We start from the raw sequence: 23,305 nt of genomic DNA, 5'->3' as shown, positions 1-23,305 counted from the left end.
ACGGTGATCGCGGTGCGGCCACGGGCACGTGCCGGGGCATCCTACGAAGGTGCGGTGCGGCGAGCACCGGCGTCGCCGCACTCGCCTATGGTCTGACTCGGGGCGAGACTCCGAGCGGGCGGTATCCGGACCGCCCGGAGGCGCCGCGCGTAGCCAGCCCACGCGGCGGGTCCCGCCTCGGGGAGGCGTTTGATGGCGGCACAGATCGACGCCCCGCCGGGCCCCGGCGGCGGCCGGAGAGCGCACGCGTGGCGGGCCTCGGCGCCGTACCGGCCGCTGATGGTGCTGATGCTGGTCAGCTCGACGGCGTCGTTCGCGGCGCTGGGCGTGCTGGCGCTGTACGCCCGCACCGAGTTGGGCGCCTCCGACACCGAGGTGACGGTCAACTTCGCCCTCGTCGCGGTGGCCAGCATGGCGGCGCTGCTCGCGACCGGCCACCTCTCCGACCGCGCCGGCGTCCGACGGCTGCTCATCCCCGCCGGTCTCGGGTGGCTCGGGATCGGCTACGCGATCCTGGCGAGCGTCCGGTCGTACCCGGCGATGCTCGCCGTCGGGATCGTCTTCTTCTGCGCGGTCGGCGTCCCCAACGCGCAGCTGATGGCCCACGCCCGTGACCTCGTCGACCGGCAGCGGGACAGCGCCACGTCCACCGCCGTGATCGCCCTGCTGCGCATGCTGTTGTCGATCGGTTCGTTCGCCGGATTCGGCCTCGGCGGTCTCGGTCTGGCCTACCTCGGGCCACGGTCGCTGCTGCGGGCCGTGGCCGTCGTCTGCTTCTGCTGCGTGGCGCTGTCGTGGTACCTCCTGCGCGTGGGCGACATCCGCGTCGCCGGGACACCGCCTCCGGGCCTGCCCGAGCACACCGGCGGACCCGCCGCCGCCCGGACGAGAACGGGGAGCGGTCAGCGGCTGCTGCTCGTCCTCGCGGTCGTCATGGTGTTGTTCTCCAGTGGACGCGTGATGCAGTTGGCCCAGCTGCCGATCCTGATGAGCGTCTCCCTGCACGCCCCGCCGCAGCTGACCGGCCTCGCGCTGGCGGTGCCACCGCTGTGCGAGCTGGTGCTGATGCCGGCGATGGCGTTCGCGGCCCAGCGCTGGGGACGCGGCACGGTGTTCCTGGCCGGCGGTGCCGCGAGCGTGCTCTACTACGGCGGCCTGGTCGTCGTGGCCACACCCGGCCAGCTGATGCTGTTGCAGGTCGGGTACGCGATCTTCGGCGCGGCCACCGTGATGGTCGGCATCGACCTGGCGCAGCGGTTGATGCGGGGACGGCCCGGCGCGGCGACGTCGATGTATCTCAGTCACGAGAACGTGGCGACGGTCAACGGCAGCCTCGTGGCGACCCTCTCCGTCGCCGCGCTCGGCCACCAGGTCGGCTTCGCCGTCCCGGGAGCGCTGTGCCTGGTGGCGCTCGCCCTCGCGGCGTGGATGTTCGCCCGGCATCCGGACGCGTTCGACCTGCGTCGCCGGCGCCCGGCGCAGCAGCGGCCCTGACGCCCGCGGCGGCTCCGGTTCAGCGTCGCAGCCGGATCTCGGTGGGTTCGCGGTCGCTGCGGAGCCCCTTCCAGGACGGGTGACGCAGTCGCTGATCGGGGGTCCAGGACCGGAAGGTGACGTCGCCGACCAGGACCGGGTCCACCCAGACGGCGTGCCGGGCGTGCGCACGCGGCACCGGAGAGTCGAACGGTGGGTCCGGGCGGCGTAGCGGGTTCAGCCGCTGCTGCAGGTCGCTTAGCGCGGTCTGGGTGAAGCCGGTGCCGACGTGGCCGATGTAGGTCAGCCTGTCGGTGCTGTCGTACATGCCGAGCAGCAGGGAACCGATGGTGCCGGCGCGCCGGCCGGCGCCGGGCTGGTAGCCGCCCACGATGACCTCGACGGTGTCGTTGAGGGGCACCTTCACCCAGGCCGGAAAGCGGCGGCCAGGTTCGTAGGGTGCGCCGAGTCGCTTGGCCACGACCCCTTCGAGGCCGAGGTCGGCGGCGGCCGTGGCCAGGTCCCGACCGGCGTCGCCGGTCCAGTAGGGCGGGGTGTCGACGCCCTGCCCACTGAGGTCGAGTTCCTGCAGCGCGCTGCGGCGCTCGGTGTACGGCAGGGCGGTGAGGTCCCGCCCGTCGAGGTGCAGGAGGTCGAACAGGTACAGCCGGACCGGGGTCGCGGTGACCAGTCCGGCGGACGGCGCCCGGACGTGCATGCGGCGCTGCAGCGCGGAGAAGCTGGGCCGGCCCTGGTCGTCGAGGGCGACGATCTCGCCGTCCAGCACCGCCCGGCGGCCCGGTAGCAGCCGGGCCAGCTCGCCCAGTTCCGGGTACGCCCGGGTGACGTCGCGGTCGTTGCGGCTGAGCAGCCGCACCTCGCCGGCGACGTAGGCGATCGCGCGCACGCCGTCCCACTTGAACTCGTACCCCCAACCGGACCCGCCGGGCAGGGCGCCGCTGGTGGCGAGCATCGGGCGCACGAGGGTCGGCATCCTGGCAGTCACGCCTCGATCATGACCAACTCCACGTCCCGAGATGCGGCCTTCGGTCAAGCCGGCGCACCGGGTTCCGCCGGGGAACCCGGAAGACCCGGCCGGTGTCCTGATAACGGCAGGAGTCAACGGCGGGCACGACGGGGGGCGCGAGATGCGGTCATGGGGCAGGTTGTTGCTGGGGTCGGCGGTCCTGCTGGCGGCGTGCACGCCCACGGGCCGCCCGACCACACCGGCCGGCGCCTCGGCCACCACGGCCCCGGCGGGCGCGGCGGCGGGGGCCGCGACCGGGTGCGGCTCGCGGATCGAGACCGGGTCGCTGCCTGACTGGGCGGACGCCGGGTTCAGCGGGGACGCCCGCGTCCCGCACGTCTTCGGCGCGAAGGGTGACATCGTCGCGGTGCTGTTCGGTCACCCGCTTCGCCCGGACCGGAAGGACGGGTCCAACAACAAGATCCTCTGGGTCTCCCGTACCGCCGACACCCCGTCCGACCCGACGTCGTCGGCCACCTTGACGATCGCCGCGACGCTCGACGGCACCGACACCCGGGTGACCCGCGAGGTCGCCGGCGGTCCGGGCCCGTCGATCATCGACATGCCGCGGGCGGGCTGCTGGCGCCTCGACCTCCGCTGGTCCGGGCGCACCGACACGCTGGACCTGGTCTACGCCGACAGCTGAGCGATCCTGAACAGCGGGGACACCGGGGGTTGGACCGGCGGCCGGTCCGGGTACGCGGCGCGGGTGGCCGAACTGCTTGAGGACGGGGACATCTACTTCTTCTACCGCCCGCGGGTGGCGGAGGAGCACGTCGACTCGCTCGACGAGGTGCAACGGCTGTTGGTGGTGATGCACCCGTGGCGGGGGCGGCACCTGCGGCTGCTCGTGGTCGGGCGCAAGCGGCTGCCCGGTATCGACGAGCACGACCGGTTCTGGGCGTTCGTCGACGAGGTGGTGGAGCGGCCCGAGCAGTTGCACGAGACGCTGCGGACGCGCACGTACCGGACGAAGACCCGCGACCGGCGGGAGCAGCCACCGGCCCGGCCCGCGGCGGAGGGGGCGTACGTGATCGCCCGGCACGACGACCACACCCACCTCGCGTACGAACTCGAACTGCCCCTGCACCCCGGCCCACCGCAGCACGAACTGAGCATCGAGCCGGAGGCGAGCTACATCGTCACGGTGAAGAACCCGCAGGCGCCCTCCCCGCCCGGGGTCGGCCTGCGGGGCTCCCGGAAGGTCACGCTGCCCGCCACGTTGCAGGAGAAGTTCCACGGCCGCCGCTTCGCCCCGCTCGACCCGCCCGGCTTCCTCGACCACGCCGGGACCGAAGTCGTCCTCATCGGCGCGGCGCACGACGCCTCCGAGGAGTTGCAGATCGACCTGGACGCGGAGGTCGAGCGGGCGGAGCGGAGCACCGTCTTCGGGGACCTGCGGATCGGGCGCCGGGAGCGCCCGGTCGAGCCGCTGTTCGAGGGGAAGTGGGCCTGAGCACCGGCGGCACACCGGCGGAATCAGCCCCGTCACCGTCGGGCGGCGCCGCTTAGGCTGTCGGCATGCTTGCCCGGCGCCCTTCCGATGCCCGGTCCGCGGTCTGCGCTGCGCGTGCGGACGTGTGGGGGCGGTGAGCCGGCCGTCCCTACCCGTGCAGCGGGGTTCCGGTCGGCAGCCGCCTGCCGGGCCCGTGAGCCTGGCGGAACGCTGTGCGCGCATCGCCGGGTCCCGCCCGTTCGAGGCGGTCATCGTCGTCGCCATCATGGCCAACGGGGTGGTGCTCGGTGTCGAGACGTACCGCGATCTCGGGGCGGCGGAGCCGGTGCTGCACTGGCTGGAGCGGTTCTTCCGGCTGGTCTTCGTCGTCGAGATCGCGATCCGGGTGCTGGCGTACGGCCGCCGGCCGCAGGACTTCTTCCGGCACGGCTGGAACGTCTTCGACTTCCTGGTGACCGCGGCGATCTTCATCCCCGGGCTGCACGGCGACTCGGCCGTGCTGCGCTTCCTGCGGGTGGCCCGGGTGCTGCGCCTGGTGCGGTTCTCGCCCGGGCTGCGCACCATCGTGGCGGCGCTGTGGCGAAGCCTCCCGGGCGTCGCGGGCTTCCTCGCCCTGGCGGCGGTCACCCTCTACGTCTACGGCATGGCCGGCTGGTTGATCTTCGGGGAGCGGTTTCCGGAGCAGTACGGGGACATCGGCCGCTCCCTGCTCACCCTGTTCGTGCTGTTGTCGCTGGAGACCCTGCCGGATCTCATCCAGCAGGGCATGACGGTGTCACCGTGGACCCTGCTCTACTACGTCAGCTACGTGATGATCACCGTGAACCTGCTGTTGAACATCCTGATCGCGGTCATCGTCAACTCGATGGAGGAGGCGCGCCGGCTGGAGATGACCGAGCGGCTGTCGCCCGACTACGACGAGGACGGCGACGGCGTGCCCGACGAGGTGGACCGGATCGCGCTCACCCAGCGACTGGACGACCTGCGGGCGGTCATCGTCGAACTGGAGCGGGAACTGCGGATCGACCGCGACGACGGGCCCGGCCGGCCGCGCCCGCACCAGGGCGAGCGCACGAGCTGAGGGCGTCGGCGCGCGCCGCGGCCCGGCTGTGACCTGCGGCACCTCCCACCCGATCGGGAATCAGATCACCGGATCGGGACCTGGAGTCAGATGTGACTCCTGCGCTGTTTCCCGCCCGCCGGCCCGACGACCGGCCGGAGCTGACCCGATGACCGCCGGCGTCGAGGCTCCGGCGGCTCCGCCGACGCCGGGTGACCTGATGAGCCCCCGGCAACGCCTGCGCCTCGTCCTCGTGCTCGGATCGCTGATCGCGGTGGGGCCGCTGACGATCGACATGTACCTGCCCGCGCTCCCCGCGATCGTCGCCGACTTCCAGACCACGTCGGCGGCGGTCCAACTGACCCTCACCGGCACGCTGGCGGGGCTCGCGCTCGGCCAGTTGCTGATCGGCCCGCTCTCCGACGCCGTCGGCCGGCGCGCACCGCTGATCGCCGGCATCGCGTTGCACGTCGTGGCGTCGGTGCTCTGCGTCCTCGCACCGAACATCACGGTGCTGGGCGCGTTGCGGGTGCTGCAGGGCCTCGGCGTCGCCGCGGCCACGGTGGTCGCGATGGCCGTGGTCCGCGACCTGTTCAGCGGCGCGGCCTTCGCCCGGCTGCTCTCCCGGCTGCTGCTGGTGATGGGGGCGGCGCCGATCCTCGCGCCGACCCTCGGTGGCGGGGTGCTGCGCTGGACGGACTGGCGCGGCGTGTTCGTGGCGCTGGCCGCCTTCGGTGCGCTGCTCATCGTGGTCGCCGTGCTCGGCCTGCGCGAGACGCTGCCGGCCGACCGCCGCCAGCGCGGCGGGGTGGTCGCCACGCTGACCGTGTACGGCTCGCTGCTGCGGGACCGGACCTTCGTGGGCCTGGTCCTGGTCGCCGGGCTCGCCATGGCGGCGCTGTTCGCCTACGTGGCCGGGTCGTCGTTCGTCCTGCAGGAGCAGTACGGACTGGACGAGCAGCAGTTCGGGCTGGCCTTCGGCGCGGGCGCGGTCGGGCTGATCGCGGCGACCCAGGTCAACGTACGACTGCTGCGCCGTTACTCACCGCAGCGGATCCTCGTCACCGCCCTGGGCGTCGGGACCGCGGCCGGTCTGGCGCTGCTCGCCTTCGCCGCGACCGGCCTCGGCGGCCTGCCGAGCCTGCTGGTGTCGCTGTGGGTGGTGCTCGCCGCGGCGGGCCTCGCCATGCCGAACGCGCCGGCCCTGGCCCTGTCCCGGCACGGGGAGGCGGCCGGTACGGCATCCGCGCTGCTCGGCGCCGTGCAGTTCGGCGTCGGCGCGCTGGCCGCACCCCTGGTGGGTGTGCTGGGCAACGGCGCGGTCGCGATGGCCCTGGTCGTCGCCGGCGGCATGGTGGCGGCGATGGTGGTGCTGTTCGTGGTCGTACGCCCGGCCCGGCTCGTCGACCTCGAACCGGACGCGCTGGTCGTGCCGGCGCACTGACGGTGCGGACGGTGGCGACGCTCGTGACGCCGCCACCGCCGGCCCCGGTCAGACGCGGGTGATGCGGACGGCGTCGGCGATGACGTAGCCGGTGCCGCTGGTCCACCGGCTCACCCCCACCTTGTCGCCGTCGCCGCCGGCCAGGGTGAACACGCCCAGCGACACCCACTGACCACCGTTGACCCGCTGGTTCACCCGCACGGTCTGGTTGCCGCCGGTGGTGGCCACGACGTACGGGGTCGAGTCGTTGTAGCCCGCGTCGGCCGGATACCAGACCGAGACCTGGTAGCTGCCGGTCTCCGGCAGGTCCGCCTTGTACCAGGCGACATCGCTGGCCGGGGTCGGCGTGGCGAACCGGTAGTCGGGACCGAGCCGTTGACTGGAGTAGGTCGAGGTGCCCCAGTTCGCGCTCGCGGTGAACCGGCCCGTGGTGGTGTTGTCGACCGTGACGCTGAAGCCCGGCGGGGGTTCCGTGGTGCCGGTCGAGACGTCGAGATAGTCGCGGTCGATGTAGATCCGCACGCCGCCCCAGGTCTCGTAGCTGTCACCGGTGTACTGGTGGATGCGCTGACGGTTGGCGTAGTACCCGTCCGGGCAGTAGTCGCCGGCGTCGGTGTCCGCCGCGCCGTTCCACCAGGCGAAGAAGAGGTGGTCGACCCGGGTGTACCGGGTGTCGTGGTAGGCGCCGCAGAGATCCCGGAAGCCCGAGGAGCCGCTGGAGTACATGCCGGAGAGGTAGCCCAGCGCGTGCAGCCGTTCGGTCCAGCCGGAGAGGTACGACAGCACCGCCGCCTTGCACGACTCACTCGACGGGTAGTGCTCGATGTCATTGTAGATCACGCTTCCGGCGGGGATGCCCAGCGCCTGAGCCGCGCTCACCGCGCTGGTCGCCCGGGTCGCCCCCTCGGACCGGGCGGTGGCCGGGTCGTACGACATCTTCGGCGTGCGGGTGCCGCACGGCGCCTGACGGTCGAGCTCGATCGGGATGAGGTGCCAGCCGTTGTTGGTCTGGTTGGTCACCCAGGTCGAAGTGAGGTTGGCCTGGGCGCAGGACCGGCTGGCGCCGCTGATGTAGATGCCGACCGCACGGTAGGGCGACGCGTTGCGCCACGTGTTCATGGTCGACTGCGACGGGGCGGTACACGTGTCGAAGCCCTTGCCGGTGTAGGTGCCCGGCTGTGGACCGGACGCCGCCAACGGCAGCGCCGTGGCGGGCTTCGAGGCGGCGCGCACGGCGTCCAGCGACACCGGCGTGGCGCCCGGTCCGAGCCGGGCGGAGTCCAGGATCCGCCGGACCGTCGACTCGGTCTCCGGGGTGTGGAAGGCCGTGACGAGCACGCCCGCGTCGCGGACCGCGACCTGGATCGATCCGTCGCGGGACACCGGGCGCTCCGCGGTCGCCCGGCCGCTCGTCGTGACGGCGGTGTCCGTGCCGACCCGCTCGGCGGTGACGGCGTCGATCGGCTCGATGATCAGCCCCGCCGTGCGCCCGACCAGCCCGGACGGGCACCAGGGCTCGTCGCCCGGATGGCCGAGGTAGACCGCGGGCCGGTCGAACCGGACGCACGCGTGCGGGTCGGTGGAGAGGTCGACGATCTGCCAGTCCGCCGGCACCGGCACCCGGTAGCCGTGGTAGCTGACGACCCGGTCGTCCGTGGGGGCGGCCCGGGTTGGGGTGGCCGCCACCGCCAGACCGACGATGGCGGCCGCCAGGCCGGCCATGATCCTGCTTGTCCTCATCGACGCCCCTCCGTGGGAAACCTTCGCACACGATGGCTTCTTTGGCAGATTCCTACCATGAGAGGACGCGCAGCGCCAGAGACCGACGTCAATGTGGTGGCCCCCGGCCCGACCGGTGACGGATCGCCGGTCAGCCGGGCAGGTCGATCAGTGCCAGGTCGCGGTCCACCGCGGTCCACGCCTTCCGGGCGCCGGCGACCGGCTCGATCCGGGGAACCGTGTACCAGTTGGTGCCGATGCCGGTGTACAGCGGCACCGCCGACTCCAGCCCCGGCCCCAGCTCGTAGATGTTGTCGCCGAAGTTCGCTGCGGCGTAGACCCGGCCGTGGTGCGCGACGACCTCCCCGTACCCGCTGAGCCTGCCGGACCGCAGCACGCTTCGGGTGGTCAGGTCGTACGCGGTCCACGTGCCGCTCGTGCGCTTGTACAGCGCGTAGAGCACGCCGTTGAACACGTCGACGTGTTGCACGCTGGGCTGGTTGGGCAGCGGCGCGAACCGGTCGACCACCTCCCGGCGGTTGAGGTCGAAGACCGCCACCTGGGAGGTCGGCTCGGTGGGCGGGGTGCCGTTGCCGCCCCAGGTGTCCCCGGCGAGGTAGGCCAGGTCCCCGTCCAGCGCGATGGCGTTCAGCGCCTGGTTCGGCAGGATGTCGAGGCGTACCTCCATCTGCCCGGTCGCCGGGTCCAGCAGCGTGAGCGCGCCCTGCAGGCTGCCGTACCGCGGGGCCGAGGCGATCAGGACGAGGCCCGACGGCTTGTGGTGCACCACGTCCCAGGGTCGCTGCTGGTTGTGGCCGATCCTGCCGAAGCTGCGGACCCGACCGGTGCGGGGGTCCAGTTCGACGACCTCGCCGCTCGGGTACAGGGCGCTGATCATCCGGTCCCGCCAGGCGACGATGTCCTTCGCCTCGCCCGCGACCGGATAGCGACGGCTGACGCCACGGGCCGGCTCGTGCACGGTGATCGCGAAGTGCCCGCCGACGTACACCGAACCATCGGGAGCGGCGCACATCGACTGGAGGAGTTCGGGTCCGGCCGCCCGCGCGTCGTCGGTCAGGTCGTCCTGCTCCACCGCGTCCCGGCCGGGCGCGAGGATCGACACCCGACCACTGCCGTTCGCGGCGAAGACCGTCCCGTCGGCAAGCAGCGCCACGCCGCGTCCCTCGTCACCGGTCGGGCCCTGGGCGATGGCGGCCAACCGGTCGCCCTCGCGGCGGAGGATCGATCCGGTCAGCCGTCCCAGGGCGAGCAGCCCACCGCCGTCGGTGACGGTGAGCGAGTCGACCAGGTACTCCCCGTCGGCGGGCACCTCGACGTAGCCGGTACCGTCGCGGGCGATGTCGTGGACGCCGAAGGCGGATGCGGCGTAGACCCGCCCGCCCGCCGCGGCCAGCGCGCCGAGGCCCGCGTCCAGCGGGGTACCGACGGGCATGATGTCGACCTTCGCCCCGGTGCCCCGGTCGATCCGCACGATGTGCGCCGGGATCGTGCCCGCGTACACGTAGCTCTCGTCGGCGGCCAGCAGCCGGGCGTACTGGGACCCGGGAAACGCGCGCCCGAGGTTGGTCAGGGCCCCGGTCGCCGGTTGCAGGGACCAGACCTCACCCCGGGGGTAGGTGCCGAAGTAGACGACGCCGTCCGGGGCGGTGGTGGCGGCGAACACGATCGTGCCCGACGGGCCGATGCTGCCGAGCCGCCGGGCGGTCCTGCTCGCCGGGTCGTACTCGACGATGTCGCCGAACGAGTACGTGCCGATGTAGACCTTGCCGCCGGAGACGGTGCAGGCCCACGCCCCGTCGCCCCGTTCGAGCGACACCACGTCGGTCACGGCACGGGCCACGATGTCGTACGTGACCACCTTCGGCGGCGTCTGCCCCCGGGTGACGAAGTAGGCCGTGGTGCCGTCCACGGCCATGCCGACGATCGCCGCGCTCAGCGACGCCGGGCCGAACCGCCCGGGCTGGCGCGGGCTCCCGGCCGCGGCCGGCAGCTCGCCGAGCGCGGCGCCGCCGAGCGCGGACAGGGCCGTGAGCCGGATCAGGTTACGCCGGTTGAGATGCGTCATGGCGCATGCTCCTCATCGGTAGGTGAGGTCTCGGGAAGGGCGTCGAACCGCGACCGAGCGAACCTTTCGGTCGGGACCGTAATTGCGGCAAAGTCTAGTACGGTCGCTGCCTTTCGAGACAGGGATGAAGAGGACCCTCTAGTGGGGAATTTACGGACGGCCCGTAACCGGCGCTCAGGCCGGGTGGCCGTGGCGTCGTGCCCGTCGGCTCACGAGCCGTCCACGATCACGACCTGCAACCGGCGCGGGCCGTGCACCCCTTCCACCCGGTCCAGTTCGATGTCGCTGGTGGCGGACGGGCCCGAGATCAGGGTCAGCGGGCGGGTCGGGTCGGCCAGCCGGGCCAGCCCCTCCGGCAGGCCGCCGACGATCTGACCGGTGTGGACGACGCAGATGTGGTGGTCGGGCACCAGTGACAGCAGCCGGCGTCCCTGCTCCGGCCCGGTGTCCAGGATCAGGGTGCCGGTCGCCGCGATCGCGACCGCGCAACCGGTGAGCACGGCGAGCCCGGGGGCGTCCAGGTCGGTCACCGCGAGCGGCCGCGCCGGGTCGTCGCGCCGCACCGTCCCGGGGTAGCGGGCCAGCCAGCCGGTCGGCGCCGCGGCCGGTACGGCCACCGCCGGCACCTCCGCCAACAGCCGCGCCAGCACCGCCGGCAGCTCGCCGGCCGCGCACCGGTGCACCGTGGCCCGGTAGTCCGCCACCCGGTCGACGAACAGGCCCACCGGGTCCGCGTACCCCGTCGTGCGGTCGTACCCCCTGGGCACCTCCACCGGCGCGGCCGGCCGGGCCGCGCGGAGCCGGGCCAGGATCTCCTCACGCGCGTCCATCGCGTTCCCCATCTCGGGCCGCCCACCAGTCACGGAAGGTCTGCCGGGCCGGCAGCGGCGCGTCGCGGCTGTCGGTCCACGCGGAGAGCGGCCAGGGGAGGCGGCGCAGGGCGGCCCGGTCCCCGGCGACCAGCCGCAGCGGCGCCGCGCCCCGTCGGGCGGCGCGCAGCGCGGCGGCGTACCGCTTGCGCTCGCGCATGACCCAGGACATGGTCCGCATCGCGGTCCGTTCGGCGGACGGTCGGCCGCGGCGCGCGTCCACCCCGGCCTGGCGCAGGTGGACCAGCACCTCGGGGATGTTGATCCGGACCGGGCAGGCGTCGTAGCAGGCGCCGCAGAGGGTGGACGCGTACGGCAGGGTGCGGTTCGCCCCACCGCCCGGGCCGGTCAGCTGGGGGGAGAGGATGGCGCCGATCGGCCCCGGGTAGACCGAGCCGTAGGCGTGGCCGCCCACCTTCTCGTAGACCGGGCAGACGTTGAGGCACGCGGAACAGCGGATGCAGCGCAACGCCTGGCGGCCGACGCCGTCGGCGAGGGTGCCGCTGCGGCCGTTGTCGACGAGCACGATGTGGGCCTCGCCCGGGCCGTCCCCGGCGGTGACCCCCGTCCACATCGACGTGTAGGGGTTCATCCGCTCGCCGGTGGAGGAGCGCGGCAGCAGTTGCAGGAAGACCTCGAGGTCGGTGAAGCGCGGCAGGATCTTCTCCACCCCGACCACCGAGATCAGCGTCTCGGGCAGGGTCAGGCACATCCGGCCGTTGCCCTCCGACTCCACCACCACCAGGGTGCCCGTCTCGGCGATCGCGAAGTTGGCGCCGGAGACGGCGACCCGGGCGGAGAGGAACCGCTGCCGCAGGTGCCGGCGGGCCGCTTCGGCCAGCGCCGCCGGCTCGTCGGTCAGCCGGCCCAGCTCCACCCCGGGCATCCGGCGGGCGAAGATGTCGCGGATCTGGGCGCGGTTGTAGTGGATCGCCGGCACCAGGATGTGCGAGGGCGTGTCCCCGGCCAGCTGCACGATCAACTCGGCCAGGTCCGTCTCGACGGCGCTGATGCCGGCCTCGGCGAGCGCCTCGTTCAACCCGATCTCCTGGGTGGCCATCGACTTGACCTTGACCACCTCGTCGGCCCCGGTCCGCCGGACCAGCCCGGTGACCAGCTCGCACGCCTCGGTCGCGTCGCGCGCCCAGTGCACCACGGCGCCGGCCGCGGTCGCGGCGGCCTCGAACTGCTCCAGCAGCTCCGGCAGCCGGCTGAGCGTGTCGTCCTTGATCGCGGCCCCGGCCAGCCGCAGCCGTTCCCAGTCGTCGACCTCGCCGACGACCCGCAGCCGCTTGTCCCGGATCGTCCGGGTGGCCCGGTGCAGGTTCGCCCGCAGCTGCGGGTTCGCCAGCTGCTCGCGGGCGGCGGTGGGGAAGGGGAGCCGAGCGGTGATGTTGCCGGTGCCGGTCACGTGCTGCCTCCCGTACTGGCCAGGATCTCGGCGTAGTGGACCGGTCGGGGCGCACCGGCCCGGCGGGACAGCCCACCGCCGATGTGGGCCAGGCAGGAGTTGTCGGCCGCGGCCAGGAACTCCGCCCCGGTGTCCACCGCGGCGGTGCACTTGTCGGCGAGCATCGCGGCCGACACCTCGCTGTTCTTCACCGCGAACGTGCCGCCGAACCCGCAGCACTGCTCCGCGTCGGCCAGCGGCAGCAGGTCCAGCCCGCGCACCGCGCGCAGCAACCGCTGCGGCCGGTCGCCCAGGCGCAGCATCCGCAGCCCGTGGCAGGTCGGGTGGTAGGCGACCCGGTGCGGGAACTCGGCGCCGACGTCGGTCACCCCGAGCACGTCCAGCAGCAGCTCGGAGAACTCGAAGGTCCGCGGGGCGAGGGCGGCGACCGCCGCCGCCAGCCGCGCGTCCGGTGCCGCCAGCCGGGGGTACGCGTCCCGGACCATCGCCACGCACGAGCCGGACGGGGCGACCACCACCTCGTACCCGGCGAACGTCTCGACGAAGCCGCGCACCATCGGCAGCGCCTCGGCCCGGTAGCCGCTGTTCGCGTGCATCTGCCCGCAACACGTCTGCGCCTGCGGAAAGTCGACGGTGTGCCCGAGGCGTTCCAGCACCCGCACCACCGCCTGCCCGGTGCCCGGGAACATCAGGTCGTTCACGCAGGTGACGAAGAGCGCGACCCGCATCTCACGCTCCTTCGAAGTAGGGCAGGTGGCGCTCGCGGGCGGCGAGCAGGTGGGCGCGCATCGCGGCATCGGCGTCGTCGGGGTCGCCGGCGCCGACCGCGCGGACGATCCGGTGGTGCTCGGCCGTGCTGACTCCGTAGTGGCTGGTCGGGAAGTGCAGCCGGAACAGGTGCAGGTGGGCGCGGAGCCGGACCACCGCCTGGTGCAGCATCCGGTTGCCGGCCAGGTCGGCGAGCAGGTGGTGGAAGCGGGCGTCCTGGGCGGTGAACGCGGCGATCGCCGCGAACCCGGTCGCGTCGGGGGTGGCGCCGGGCAGGTCGGCCTCGCAGCGGAGCCGGGACAGGCCGTCGGCGGCGATCGTGCCGGCGCCGACCGCGGTGGCGGCCCGGCGGGCGGCGGCGGTCTCCAGGACCAGTCGCATCTCGACCAGATCCTCGAACTCGGCGCGGCTGAGCAGCGGGGTGGCGGTGTAGCCGGCCAGCGGGCGTTTGCGGACCAGCCCGTCGGACTCCAGCCGGGCCAGTGCCTCGCGGACCGGGGTCGGTGACACCGCCAGCCGCCGGGCGAGCGCGTCGATGCCGATCCGTTCGCCGGGGGCGACCTCGTGATCCATGATCAGGGCCTGGATCGCGGTGTAGACGTCCTCGGTGAGGATCCGCCGGCCCGGGCGCATGGCCGGATCCTATAGGATCCGCAGTCCACGGCGGAAGGCGTCGCGGCCAGCCGTCCGGCCGCCGCCGGGCGAAGCGGCTCGGTGACCTCCGCGCCCGGCGGACGGCTGCCGGCGTCACCGGTCCCGCGAGCCGGGCAGCCACTGCGCCAGGTAGCGGGTCAGGCCGTCCAGGTTCGTTCCCCCCGACCGGTAGCCGACGTGCCCGTCGGGTCGGATCAGCCAGGCGGCGGTGTCGGCCGGCGTCAGGCCGAGCCGCCGCAGCGCCCGGCCGGTCGGGTCGTGCAGGACACCGACCCCGTCGCCGGCGGTCAGCCGGTGCACGGCGACCACGCCGGCCAGCCGGTCCGTCACCGGGGCGGGCCAGCCGTCACCCGGTCCACAGAGCAGCAGGTGCCAGCCCGGAGCGCGCAGCGCCTCGTGCAGGGTGGTCGTCGCCCCGTCCCGCACGACCGGGGCGTCGGGCAGCCGGTCTCCGGCGCGCGGGCCCCGCCGGGGCGCGCCCGCGCCGTCGCGCGACAGCGGGCTGCGGCGGTACCTGATGGTCAGTTCCGACACGCGGCGGAAGGCGGTGCCGCGGGCCCGCAGCGCCAGGGGGGCGACCACCGGGGCGAGGTGGGTCCGCGCGAAACCGATCACCGGGTTGGTGGAGGTGGCGACCCGGAAGGCCCGGTCGGTGAACCGCACCACCGTCCGGCCCACCGGCGCCCGTTCCGGTTCGTAGGTGTCCAGCAGGCGCGGATCACCCCGACCGGTCAGCGCGTCGGCCAGCTTCCAGCCGAGATTGACCGCGTCCTGGATCCCGGTGTTCATGCCCTGCGCGCCGACCGGGCTGTGGATGTGCGCGGCGTCGCCGGCCAGGAACACCCGTCCGGCGCGATACCGGGTGGCGGCGCGGTGGTGCAGTCGGAAGTTCGTCATCCAGGCCGGGTCGTGCAGCCGCACCGAGCCGCCCGTGTAGCCGTCGGCGAGGGCCTGGACCTCGTCGAGGGCGAGCGGGGCCGCCGGGGGCGTCCGGTCGGTCGGTGGCCGCATCGCGATCAGCCGCCAGCTCGTGGGCGAGCCCAGGGGGAGGATCAGCAGCACCCCCAGGTCCGCGAGGAACGCGTGCCCCGCGCCGGGTTCCACGCCGTCGGCCTCCACGTCGGCCAGGACGAAGGTCCGCGGGTAGCGGCCGCCCTCGAACCCGATCCCGGCGAACCCGCGAACGGCGCTGTGCGCGCCGTCGCAGCCCACCACGTACCGGGCGGAGACCTCCTGCTCGCCGCCGTCGGCGCCCCGCAACCGGCACCGGATCCCGTCCTCCCCGGTGGTGAGACCGATCAGCTCGGTGTGGCGCTCGATCCGGATGCCGGCGGCGGCCAGCCGGTCGCCGAGAATCCGTTCGGTCTCCGCCTGGGACAGGAACAGCAGGTACGGGTACGCGGTGTCGGCGAGGCCGAGGTCGAACAGCGGCACCGGGACGACCCGGCGCGGGGTGTGCAGACACAACCGGACGGTCGGATTGCCCCGGGCGACGAGCTGGCCGGTGACGCCCAGGCCGGCGAGCACCTCCAGGGTGCGGGGCTGGATGGCCAGGGCCCGGGACTCGTGGACGCGGTCGCCCGCCCGGTCGACGATCCTGGGCCGGACGCCGTGGGCGGCGAGCTGCGCCGCGAGCGCCAGGCCGGTGGGGCCCGCGCCGACGACGAGCACGTCGACGTCCCCGGGCGGGTGCGGGCGAGTGGTCACCGCTTCACCGTACGACCGGTGGGCCGTGCCGGATCCGGCCACGGCGATTTGTTGCTCCCGGCCACCGGACTTGTCACGATGCAGATCGATGGGTCATTAGAACGTTTCATAGAGGGTGGGGACTCGGCGTATGAAACTCACAAGACGGCCTCGGCCCGGACTGCCCGCCGTACTGGCGTTGCTGCTCACCCTCACCGCGACCGTGCCCGCGGCCGGCCCGGCCGCCGCCGAGCCGGCGGTCCACGAACTGGCGGCCGCGGACCTGACCACCGAGCGGGCGACGAACCCGATCGGACTGGACGTCGCCCGGCCGCGGCTGGGCTGGACGATCACCGCCGCCGCCCGGGGCGTGCTCCAGCAGGCCTACCAGCTGCGGGTGGCCACCAGCGAGGCCCGCCTCGACGACCCCGACGTCTGGGACAGCGGCCGGGTCACCTCCCGGCGCAGCTCACTGGTCGGCTACGGCGGGCCGCCGCTGCAACCCCGGACCCGCTACCTCTGGCAGGTCCGGGTCTGGGACACCGCGGGCCGCACCTCCGACTGGAGCGCCCCGGCCTCCTGGGAGACCGGCGTCAAGGGCGCCGACGGGTGGCGGGCCGACTGGATCGGCATGCCGTCGCCCACCGAATCCTGGACCGACTACACCATCCAGACCACCGTGCGGCTGGAGGCGGAGGCCGCGGGGGTCTTCTTCCGCGCCCGCGGGCCCGCCAACGCCTACATGTGGCAGTTCTCCATCACCGGCGGCACCGCCAAGCTGCGCCCGCACGTGCGCACCGGCGGCAACTGGGCGGTGCTCAAGGAGGTGCCACTGGGCAGCGTGGTGCCGGCCGACAAGCTCACCACGCCGCACAGCCTGCGCATCACCGCCGCCGGTGACACCATCACCACCTGGGTCGACGGCGTACAGGTCGACGTCACCCGCAGCACCGCGCACCGCGCCGGCTCGGTCGGCCTGCGCACCAACGGGCCCGAGTCCGCCGTCTTCTCGGATCTCTCGGTGACCAGCGGGGACGGCACCCTCTACGCCGCTCCGCTCACCGACGGCGAGAACCCGTTCGCCGGTGGCTCCCCGACCCCCGCCGGGCTGCGCGTCTCCGGCAACACCGAGGCCATGCTCACCGCCCTGGACGCGAACCCGCTGCTGCGCCGCGGCTTCCAGGTCGACGGCGAGGTCGCCCGGGCCCGGGTCTACGCCACCGCGCTCGGCGTCTACGAACTCTCGATCAACGGCCAGCGCGTCGGCGACCACGAGCTGGCCCCCGGCTGGACCGACTACCACAAGCGGGTGCAGTACCAGACCTACGACGTGACCGGCCAGCTCCGCCGGGGCGACAACGCCTTCGGCGCGATGCTCGGCGACGGCTGGTACTCGGGCAGCATCGCCTGGTTCGGCACCGACAACTACGGCTCCCGGCCGCACCTGAGCGCGCAACTGGTCATCGACTACACCGACGGCCGGACCGAGACGGTCCGTACCGACGGCACGTGGCGGGTGACCCCGGGGCCGTTCGCGCAGAGCGACCTGATCCACGGCGAGACCTACGACGCCCGCCGGCTGCCGGCCGGCTGGGACCGGCCCGGTTTCGACGACTCCGGCTGGGCACCGGCCACGGTCGACGACACCGGCGCCACCGGGAAGCTCGTCGCCCAGGTCGACCCCCCGGTGCGGGTCGTGCAGGAACTGCCCGCCAGGACGCTGACCCAACCCACGCCGGGCACGTGGATCTTCGACCTCGGCCAGAACATGGTCGGCAAGGTCCGGCTCACCGTCGACGGGCCCGCCGGCGCCACCGTGCGCATCCGGCACGCCGAGGTGCTCAACCCCGACGGCACCGCCTACACCGCCAACCTGCGCTCGGCGCAGGCCACCGACCACTACCGGCTGGCCGGCGGTGGTCCGGAAACCTACGAGCCGACCTTCACCTTCCACGGCTTCCGCTACGTCGAGCTGACCGGCTTCCCGGGCACCCCCGACCTCGGCACCGTCACCGGCCTCGTCATGCACACCGACGGGGCACTCACCAGCGAGTTCGAGACCTCCAACGCGATGGTGAACAAGCTGCACAGCAACATCACCTGGGGCCAGCGCGGCAACTTCCTCTCCATCCCCACCGACACCCCCGCCCGGGACGAGCGCCTCGGCTGGACCGGCGACATCAACGTCTTCGCCGAGACCGCCACGTTCAACATGGACAGCCTGACCTTCCTCACCAAGTGGCTGCAGGACCTGCGCGACGCGCAGTCGGCCAACGGCGCCTACCCCGACGTGGCTCCCCGCGCCTGCTGCGGCGACGGCGCCACCGGCTGGGCCGACGCCGGCACCACCGTGCCGCACACGCTCTGGCAGCGCTACGGCGACACCCGGGTGATCGAGGAGCACTACCCGTCGATGGTGCGCTACGCCACCTGGCTGGAGAACACCAGCTCGGGCCACCTGCGCACGAACGCCGGCCCGTACCTCGACTGGCTCAACCTCGACGACCCCACCCCCGCCGGTGTCATCGGCACCGCCTACTACGCCCACAGCATCCGCCTGCTCGGCGAGATGGCCGCCGCCATCGGGCGGACCGCCGACGCCCGGCGCTACGCCGCGCTCGCCACCGACATCGCCGAGGCTTTCGTCGCGGAGTACGTCGCCGCCGACGGGACCGTGCGGGGCGACAGCCAGACCGGCTACGTCCTGGCCATCGGCATGGACCTGCTCCCGGACGGGCTGCGCGCCAGGGCCGCCGACCGGCTGGTCGCCAACGTCGAGCGCCACGACTGGCACCTGGCCACCGGCTTCCTCGGCACTCCCGACCTGCTGCCGGCGCTCAGCGACACCGGGCACCTGGACGTGGCCTACCGGCTGCTGCTCAACGACACCTACCCGTCGTGGGGCTACGAGATCGCCAAGGGCGCCACCACGATCTGGGAGCGCTGGAACTCGATCATGCCGGACGGCAGCTTCGGCGACGTGTCGATGAACTCCTTCAACCACTACGCCTACGGTGCGGTGGGCGACTGGATGTACCGCACGGTCGCCGGCATCCAGCCCGACCCGGCGCATCCCGGCTACGTCCACGTCACGTTCGCCCCCCGACCCGGCGGCGACCTCACCGCGGCCCGCGCGTCGTACCGCTCCGGGCACGGCGCCATCAGCACCGACTGGACGCTCGACGCCCGCGGCGACATGCGGTTGACCGTGACCGTTCCGGCCAACACCACGGCGACCGTCCGGATCCCGGCGCCGAGCCGCCACGCCGTCACCGAAGGCGGCGGGGCGGCGGAGCAGGCCGCCGGGGTGCGGTTCGTGCGGATGGACGGCGACACCGCGGTCTTCGACATCGGCTCCGGGTCGTACGCCTTCGCCGTCGACCGGGTGCTCGGCGACCTCGGTGACGCCGCCGACGCGGTACGGGCCGCGGTCACGCTGACCGACGAGGTCGCGGGCGAGCTGAACCGGGGCGTGGTCGAGGCGCTGCGGGCGCGGTTGGCGAAGCTCACCGACGAGACGGCGACCGCCCGGACGTCGTACCCGGCGGGGGAGAGGCCCGCCACGGCGGCGGACGTGCACCGGGCCCTGGCCACCGGATCCGACCTCGGTCGGTGGCTGCGGACGCAGGTCACGGTCGACCGCATCCCGAAGGCGACCGCCGACCGGTTCGCCGCGCTGCTCAACCGGGTCGACGAGCGGCTCTCCGCCGCGTCCTCGGCGCTGATCGGCGCCGTGGGGAAGCTCGACCTCCCGGTCGGCGAGCGGCTGCCCGGCGACGTCGTACGGGCGACGGTGCTCATCTCGAACGGCGGCACCACGCCGCTGACCGGGGTGAGCTCCACGCTGAGCGCCGGTGACGGCTGGACCGTCACGCCGGTGGACGGACGCGCCACCAGCATCCCGCCGGGCGAGACGGTCAGCCACCGGTACGACCTGACCATCCCGGCCGGGCAGGCACCCGCGACGGTGCCGGTCACCGGCTCGACCAGCTACCGCCACCAGGCCGGCACCGCGACCCTGCCGGTCGCCGGCACGCTGACCACGGTGCCCGCGGTCGCGATCGTGTCGACCGCCGCCACACCGACCACGGTCACCCCGGGCACCCCGACGACCGTCCGTACCGTGCTGCGCAACCGGGCGACGGTGCCGGTGACGGGTCAGCTCACCACCACCGCTCCGGACGGGTGGACCGCCGAGCCGGCCGCGAGCACCTACCAGTTGCCCCCGGGCGCCGAGACCACGGTGTCGACAGTGGTCACCGCGCCGCTGGCGGTCGGCGAAGGCCCGGCCGACGTCACCGTCGCCACCGGCGCCACGGCCGCGGAACGCCGCACCCTCGCCGTGCCCGTCCGGTTCACCAATCCACCCGCCGTGGTGCTCGACCACGTGGACCTCGGCGACCCGGCCTCCGAGCAGGCCCACCGTCTCGCCGCGTCGACCCACTCGGGCAGCAACACCGAGGCCGGCCTGACCCGCCGCTACACCAACGTCAGCCATCCCGGCGGCTGGTTCGAGTTCGACCTCGCCGTCACGCCGGGCAGGCCGTTCGTGCTACGGGCGGTCGAGACGTACGACCGGGCGCAGCTGAAGGACTACCAGGTCCTCGTCGACGGTGCGGTGGTGCACACCCGCGCCCACCAGCGCACCGCCGGCGGCGTCGGCACCGTCAGCTACCAGTTCGTGGTGGACCGGCCGGAGGCGACGCGGGACGGGGTCGTCCGGGTCCGGTTCCAGGACGTCGGCGAGGGATACGACCCGTCGATCGCCGACGTCTGGTCGATGCCGTGACGCGGGCGCCGGGGGAGTGAACGGCGGTCGGCCCGCCCCGGGGTGGGCCGACCGCCGTCACCTGCGGGGTGTGGCGCGGGCGGGCCGCCGGCGGCTGCTCGACTCGCGGACCACCAGCTCCGGCTGGAACACCACGTGCCGGTGCCGGTGCCGGCCCCGGTCGTTGACCTCCTCCAGCAGCAGCTGGGTCGCGGTGCGGCCGAGCTGCTCGCGGGGCTGGCGCACCGACGACAGCGGCACGGCGGCCGCCGCGGCGAACTCGATGTCGTCGTAACCGACGATGGCGATGTCGCGGGGAACGCGCACGCCGCGCAGGGTCATCTCCTGCAGGACGCCGAGGGCGAGCAGGTCGTTGGCGCAGAACACCGCGGTGGGCCGGTGTCGCGCGGGCAGGTCGGCGATCTCGCCGGCGGCGCGCCGACCGGCGGCCACGGAGAGCGTCGCCGTCTCGACCACCCGCAGGTCGCCGGCCGTGCCGACGGCGTCGACGAGACCGGCGAGCCGGTCGGCGACCTGCCGGATGGAGACGGGTCCGCCGACGTACGCGATCCGGGTGTGGCCCTGCTCGAGCAGGTGCGCGCCGGCGAGCCGGCCGCCGAGCACGTCGTCGACCGCCACCGAGCAGCGGTTGTGGTGGCCGGTGCCCCGGTCGACCAGGACGACCGGGGTGCCGCGGGCGATGAGCTGCTCCAGGCGGGAGTCGGGGCCGTCGTGCACCGGCGTGATGAGCACACCCTGGACCCGCTGTTCCTCCAGGATGTCCAGGTGGCGGCGTTCCCGGGTGGCGTCCTCGCCGCTGTTGCAGACGACGACCACCCCGCCGGCCTGCTCGGCCTCCATCTCCGCGCCGCGGACGACGTCGGCGAAGAACGGGTTGGCCACGTCGAGGACGACGATCGCGATGGTGCGGCTGCGGCCGGCGCGCAACTGCCGGGCCGAGTCGTTGCGGACGTAGCCGAGCTGGTCGATGGCGTCGAGCACGCGCTGGCGGGTCGTCGGCGCGACCGCGTCCGGTCGGTTCAGCACGTTGCTCACCGTGCCGATCGACACGCCCGCGTACCGGGCGACCTCCTTGATGCTCGTGGTCGGCATGCTCACCAGTCTCTCGGTCGGGCACCAGGGTCGCGTGGACGGGGCGGGTGTGAACCGTTCCACTGCGGACGTTGCCGGTGGGTGCACGTAACGACCAGGTAACTCCCGGGAAACCCTTGACGTATCGATGCGGTCGTCCCTAGTGTCGTGGCCACGAAGATATGAAACGTTTCATTGCTTCGTCAAGTCGTCATCCCTCGATGTCGCGAAGGGGGCCGCGGTGGGACCGGTGCTGTCACTGCACGGCGTGCGCAAGTCCTTCGGCGCGGTCGCCGCGTTGCGCGACGTCCGGCTCGACCTGCACGCCGGCGAGGCGCACGCGCTGGTGGGGGAGAACGGCGCCGGCAAGTCCACCCTGGTGAAGATCCTGGCCGGCGTCCACCGGCCCGACGCCGGCACGGTGACGCTCGACGGACGCGAGGTCGTCTTCGGCGGCCCCGCCGACGCCCGGGCCGCCGGCATCGCCGTGATCTACCAGGAGCCGACCCTCTTCCCCGACCTGTCGGTGGCCGAGAACATCTTCATCGGCCGGCAGCCCCTGCGCGGCCTGCGTCGCATCGACCGCGCGGCGATGCGCTCCCGGACGGGGGAACTCTTCGCCCGCCTCGGGGTGCACCTCGATCCGGACCGGCCGGCCCGCGGGCTCTCCATCGCCGACCAACAGCTGGTGGAGATCGCCAAGGCGCTCTCCTTCGACGCCCGGGTGCTGGTGATGGACGAGCCGACCGCCGCACTCTCCGGAGTGGAGGTGGAACGACTCTTCGCGGTCGCCCGGTCGCTGCGGGACAACGGCGCGGCGGTGCTGTTCATCTCCCACCGGTTCGACGAGGTCTACGCCCTCTGCCAGCGCATCACCGTCATGCGCGACGGCCAGTGGGTCTCCACCGACCCGGCGGCCGAGCTGACCGTCGACCAGTTGGTCCGGCGGATGGTCGGCCGGGACGTCTCCTCGCTCTACCCCAAGACGCCCGCCGAGATCGGCGAGGTGCGGCTGGAGGTGCGCGACCTGACCCGGCACGGCCACTTCGACGGTGTGAGCCTCACCGTCCGCAGCGGCGAGATCGTCGCCCTCGCCGGTCTCGTCGGCGCCGGCCGCAGCGAGGTCGTCCGGGCCATCTTCGGCATCGACCGCTACGACCGGGGCGAGGTCCTCGTGGGCGGACGCCGGCTACCGGCCGGCAACACCCCGGCGGCGATCGCCGCCGGCCTCGCGCTGGTGCCCGAGGACCGCCGCCAGCAGGGCCTCGTGATGGACCTGTCGGTGGCGCAGAACACCACACTGCCGCGGCGCTGGTCGCTGAGCCGGCTCGGCCTGTTGTTCGGCCCGGCCGAACGCCGGTCGGCGCGGACCTGGACCGGGCGGCTGCAGGTGAAGGCGGCCCGGCTGACCGACCCGGTCGCCACCCTCTCCGGCGGCAACCAGCAGAAGGTCGTGCTGGCCAAGTGGCTGTCGACCGCGCCCCGGGTGCTCATCGTCGACGAACCCACCCGCGGCATCGACATCGCCACCAAGGCCGAGGTGCACCGGCTGCTGTCCGGGCTGGCCGCCGAGGGCGTGGCCGTCCTGATGGTCTCCAGCGAGCTGCCCGAGGTGCTCGCCATGGCGGACCGGGTGCTGGTCATGCACGAGGGCCGGCTGGTCAGCGAGATCGACCGCGACCGGGCCGACGAGGAGTCGGTGATGTTCGCGGCAACCGGACAACGGGAGGGATCGTGAGCGCGAGCGGCGCAGCACGGCCGGGCACCGCCGGCGCGAACCGGGGCGGGCGCC

Annotated in this window: 16 protein-coding genes; 7 read left to right on the top strand and 9 right to left on the bottom strand. The window is 73.5% G+C overall.

Annotated elements, in window-relative coordinates:
* The first annotated feature begins 192 nt into the window (after positions 1–192).
* Complete coding sequence (locus AC1WTP_RS01145; RefSeq protein ID WP_481647367.1) at positions 193–1,494, top strand: MFS transporter; 1,302 nt, start codon at positions 193–195, stop codon at positions 1,492–1,494.
* 19 nt (positions 1,495–1,513) lie between these two features.
* On the opposite strand, the gene ligD is transcribed toward AC1WTP_RS01145, so the two are convergent.
* Positions 1,514–2,479 carry a non-homologous end-joining DNA ligase gene (ligD, locus tag AC1WTP_RS01140; RefSeq protein ID WP_481647366.1) on the bottom strand — a complete coding sequence of 322 codons (966 nt, stop codon included), beginning with the start codon at positions 2,477–2,479 and terminating at the stop codon, positions 1,514–1,516.
* Between the two features lie 142 nt (positions 2,480–2,621).
* Here ligD and AC1WTP_RS01135 point away from each other — a divergent pair, with 142 nt between their 5' ends.
* The 4 genes from AC1WTP_RS01135 to AC1WTP_RS01120 all read left to right on the top strand — a co-directional run bounded on the left by AC1WTP_RS01135 (position 2,622) and on the right by AC1WTP_RS01120 (position 6,460).
* On the top strand, positions 2,622–3,146 hold the full coding sequence (locus AC1WTP_RS01135; protein ID WP_481647365.1) for a hypothetical protein: 525 nt from the start codon (positions 2,622–2,624) through the stop codon (positions 3,144–3,146).
* A 63-nt stretch (positions 3,147–3,209) separates the two neighbouring features.
* Positions 3,210–3,956, top strand: coding sequence for a hypothetical protein (locus tag AC1WTP_RS01130; protein WP_481647364.1), 747 nt, complete (start codon positions 3,210–3,212; stop codon positions 3,954–3,956).
* Between the two features lie 193 nt (positions 3,957–4,149).
* Positions 4,150–5,037: an ion transporter gene (locus AC1WTP_RS01125; RefSeq protein WP_481647363.1), complete on the top strand. Its 888-nt coding sequence runs from the start codon at positions 4,150–4,152 to the stop codon at positions 5,035–5,037.
* Positions 5,038–5,236: 199 nt separating this feature from the next.
* Complete coding sequence (locus AC1WTP_RS01120; RefSeq protein ID WP_481647420.1) at positions 5,237–6,460, top strand: multidrug effflux MFS transporter; 1,224 nt, start codon at positions 5,237–5,239, stop codon at positions 6,458–6,460.
* Between the two features lie 48 nt (positions 6,461–6,508).
* On the opposite strand, the gene AC1WTP_RS01115 is transcribed toward AC1WTP_RS01120, so the two are convergent.
* From AC1WTP_RS01115 to AC1WTP_RS01085, 7 genes are all read right to left on the bottom strand, one after another.
* Entirely contained in the window at positions 6,509–7,747 is a 1,239-nt protein-coding gene (locus AC1WTP_RS01115; RefSeq protein ID WP_481647419.1) for a golvesin C-terminal-like domain-containing protein, read from the bottom strand.
* A gap of 583 nt (positions 7,748–8,330) precedes the next feature.
* A complete protein-coding gene (locus tag AC1WTP_RS01110) occupies positions 8,331–10,265 on the bottom strand; it encodes an NHL repeat-containing protein (protein ID WP_481647362.1) in 1,935 nt (644 codons plus the stop codon).
* A 209-nt stretch (positions 10,266–10,474) separates the two neighbouring features.
* Positions 10,475–11,095 (bottom strand): LutC/YkgG family protein, encoded by a 621-nt coding sequence (locus AC1WTP_RS01105; protein ID WP_481647361.1) that lies wholly within the window; start codon positions 11,093–11,095, stop codon positions 10,475–10,477.
* Positions 11,082–12,545, bottom strand: a complete 1,464-nt coding sequence (locus tag AC1WTP_RS01100) for a lactate utilization protein B (RefSeq protein ID WP_481647360.1) — start codon at positions 12,543–12,545, stop codon at positions 11,082–11,084. The genes AC1WTP_RS01105 and AC1WTP_RS01100 overlap by 14 nt, the downstream gene beginning before the upstream one ends.
* Positions 12,542–13,273: a (Fe-S)-binding protein gene (locus AC1WTP_RS01095; protein ID WP_481647359.1), complete on the bottom strand. Its 732-nt coding sequence runs from the start codon at positions 13,271–13,273 to the stop codon at positions 12,542–12,544. The genes AC1WTP_RS01100 and AC1WTP_RS01095 overlap by 4 nt, the downstream gene beginning before the upstream one ends.
* A gap of 1 nt (position 13,274) precedes the next feature.
* Positions 13,275–13,946: a GntR family transcriptional regulator gene (locus AC1WTP_RS01090; protein WP_481647358.1), complete on the bottom strand. Its 672-nt coding sequence runs from the start codon at positions 13,944–13,946 to the stop codon at positions 13,275–13,277.
* 114 nt (positions 13,947–14,060) lie between these two features.
* Complete coding sequence (locus tag AC1WTP_RS01085) at positions 14,061–15,674, bottom strand: FAD-dependent monooxygenase (protein WP_481647357.1); 1,614 nt, start codon at positions 15,672–15,674, stop codon at positions 14,061–14,063.
* Positions 15,675–15,804: 130 nt separating this feature from the next.
* Here AC1WTP_RS01085 and AC1WTP_RS01080 point away from each other — a divergent pair, with 130 nt between their 5' ends.
* Entirely contained in the window at positions 15,805–20,442 is a 4,638-nt protein-coding gene (locus tag AC1WTP_RS01080; protein ID WP_481647356.1) for a family 78 glycoside hydrolase catalytic domain, read from the top strand.
* 57 nt (positions 20,443–20,499) lie between these two features.
* Here AC1WTP_RS01080 and AC1WTP_RS01075 read toward each other — a convergent pair whose 3' ends face one another.
* Complete coding sequence (locus tag AC1WTP_RS01075; RefSeq protein WP_481647355.1) at positions 20,500–21,534, bottom strand: LacI family DNA-binding transcriptional regulator; 1,035 nt, start codon at positions 21,532–21,534, stop codon at positions 20,500–20,502.
* 220 nt (positions 21,535–21,754) lie between these two features.
* Here AC1WTP_RS01075 and AC1WTP_RS01070 point away from each other — a divergent pair, with 220 nt between their 5' ends.
* Complete coding sequence (locus tag AC1WTP_RS01070) at positions 21,755–23,251, top strand: sugar ABC transporter ATP-binding protein (RefSeq protein WP_481647354.1); 1,497 nt, start codon at positions 21,755–21,757, stop codon at positions 23,249–23,251.
* Positions 23,252–23,305 lie beyond the last annotated feature (54 nt).

The sequence above is a fragment of the Micromonospora sp. R311 genome (assembly GCF_056780015.1).
The sequence above is the reverse complement of the archived record's forward strand: the minus strand, read 5'-3'. Positions and strand labels throughout refer to the sequence as shown.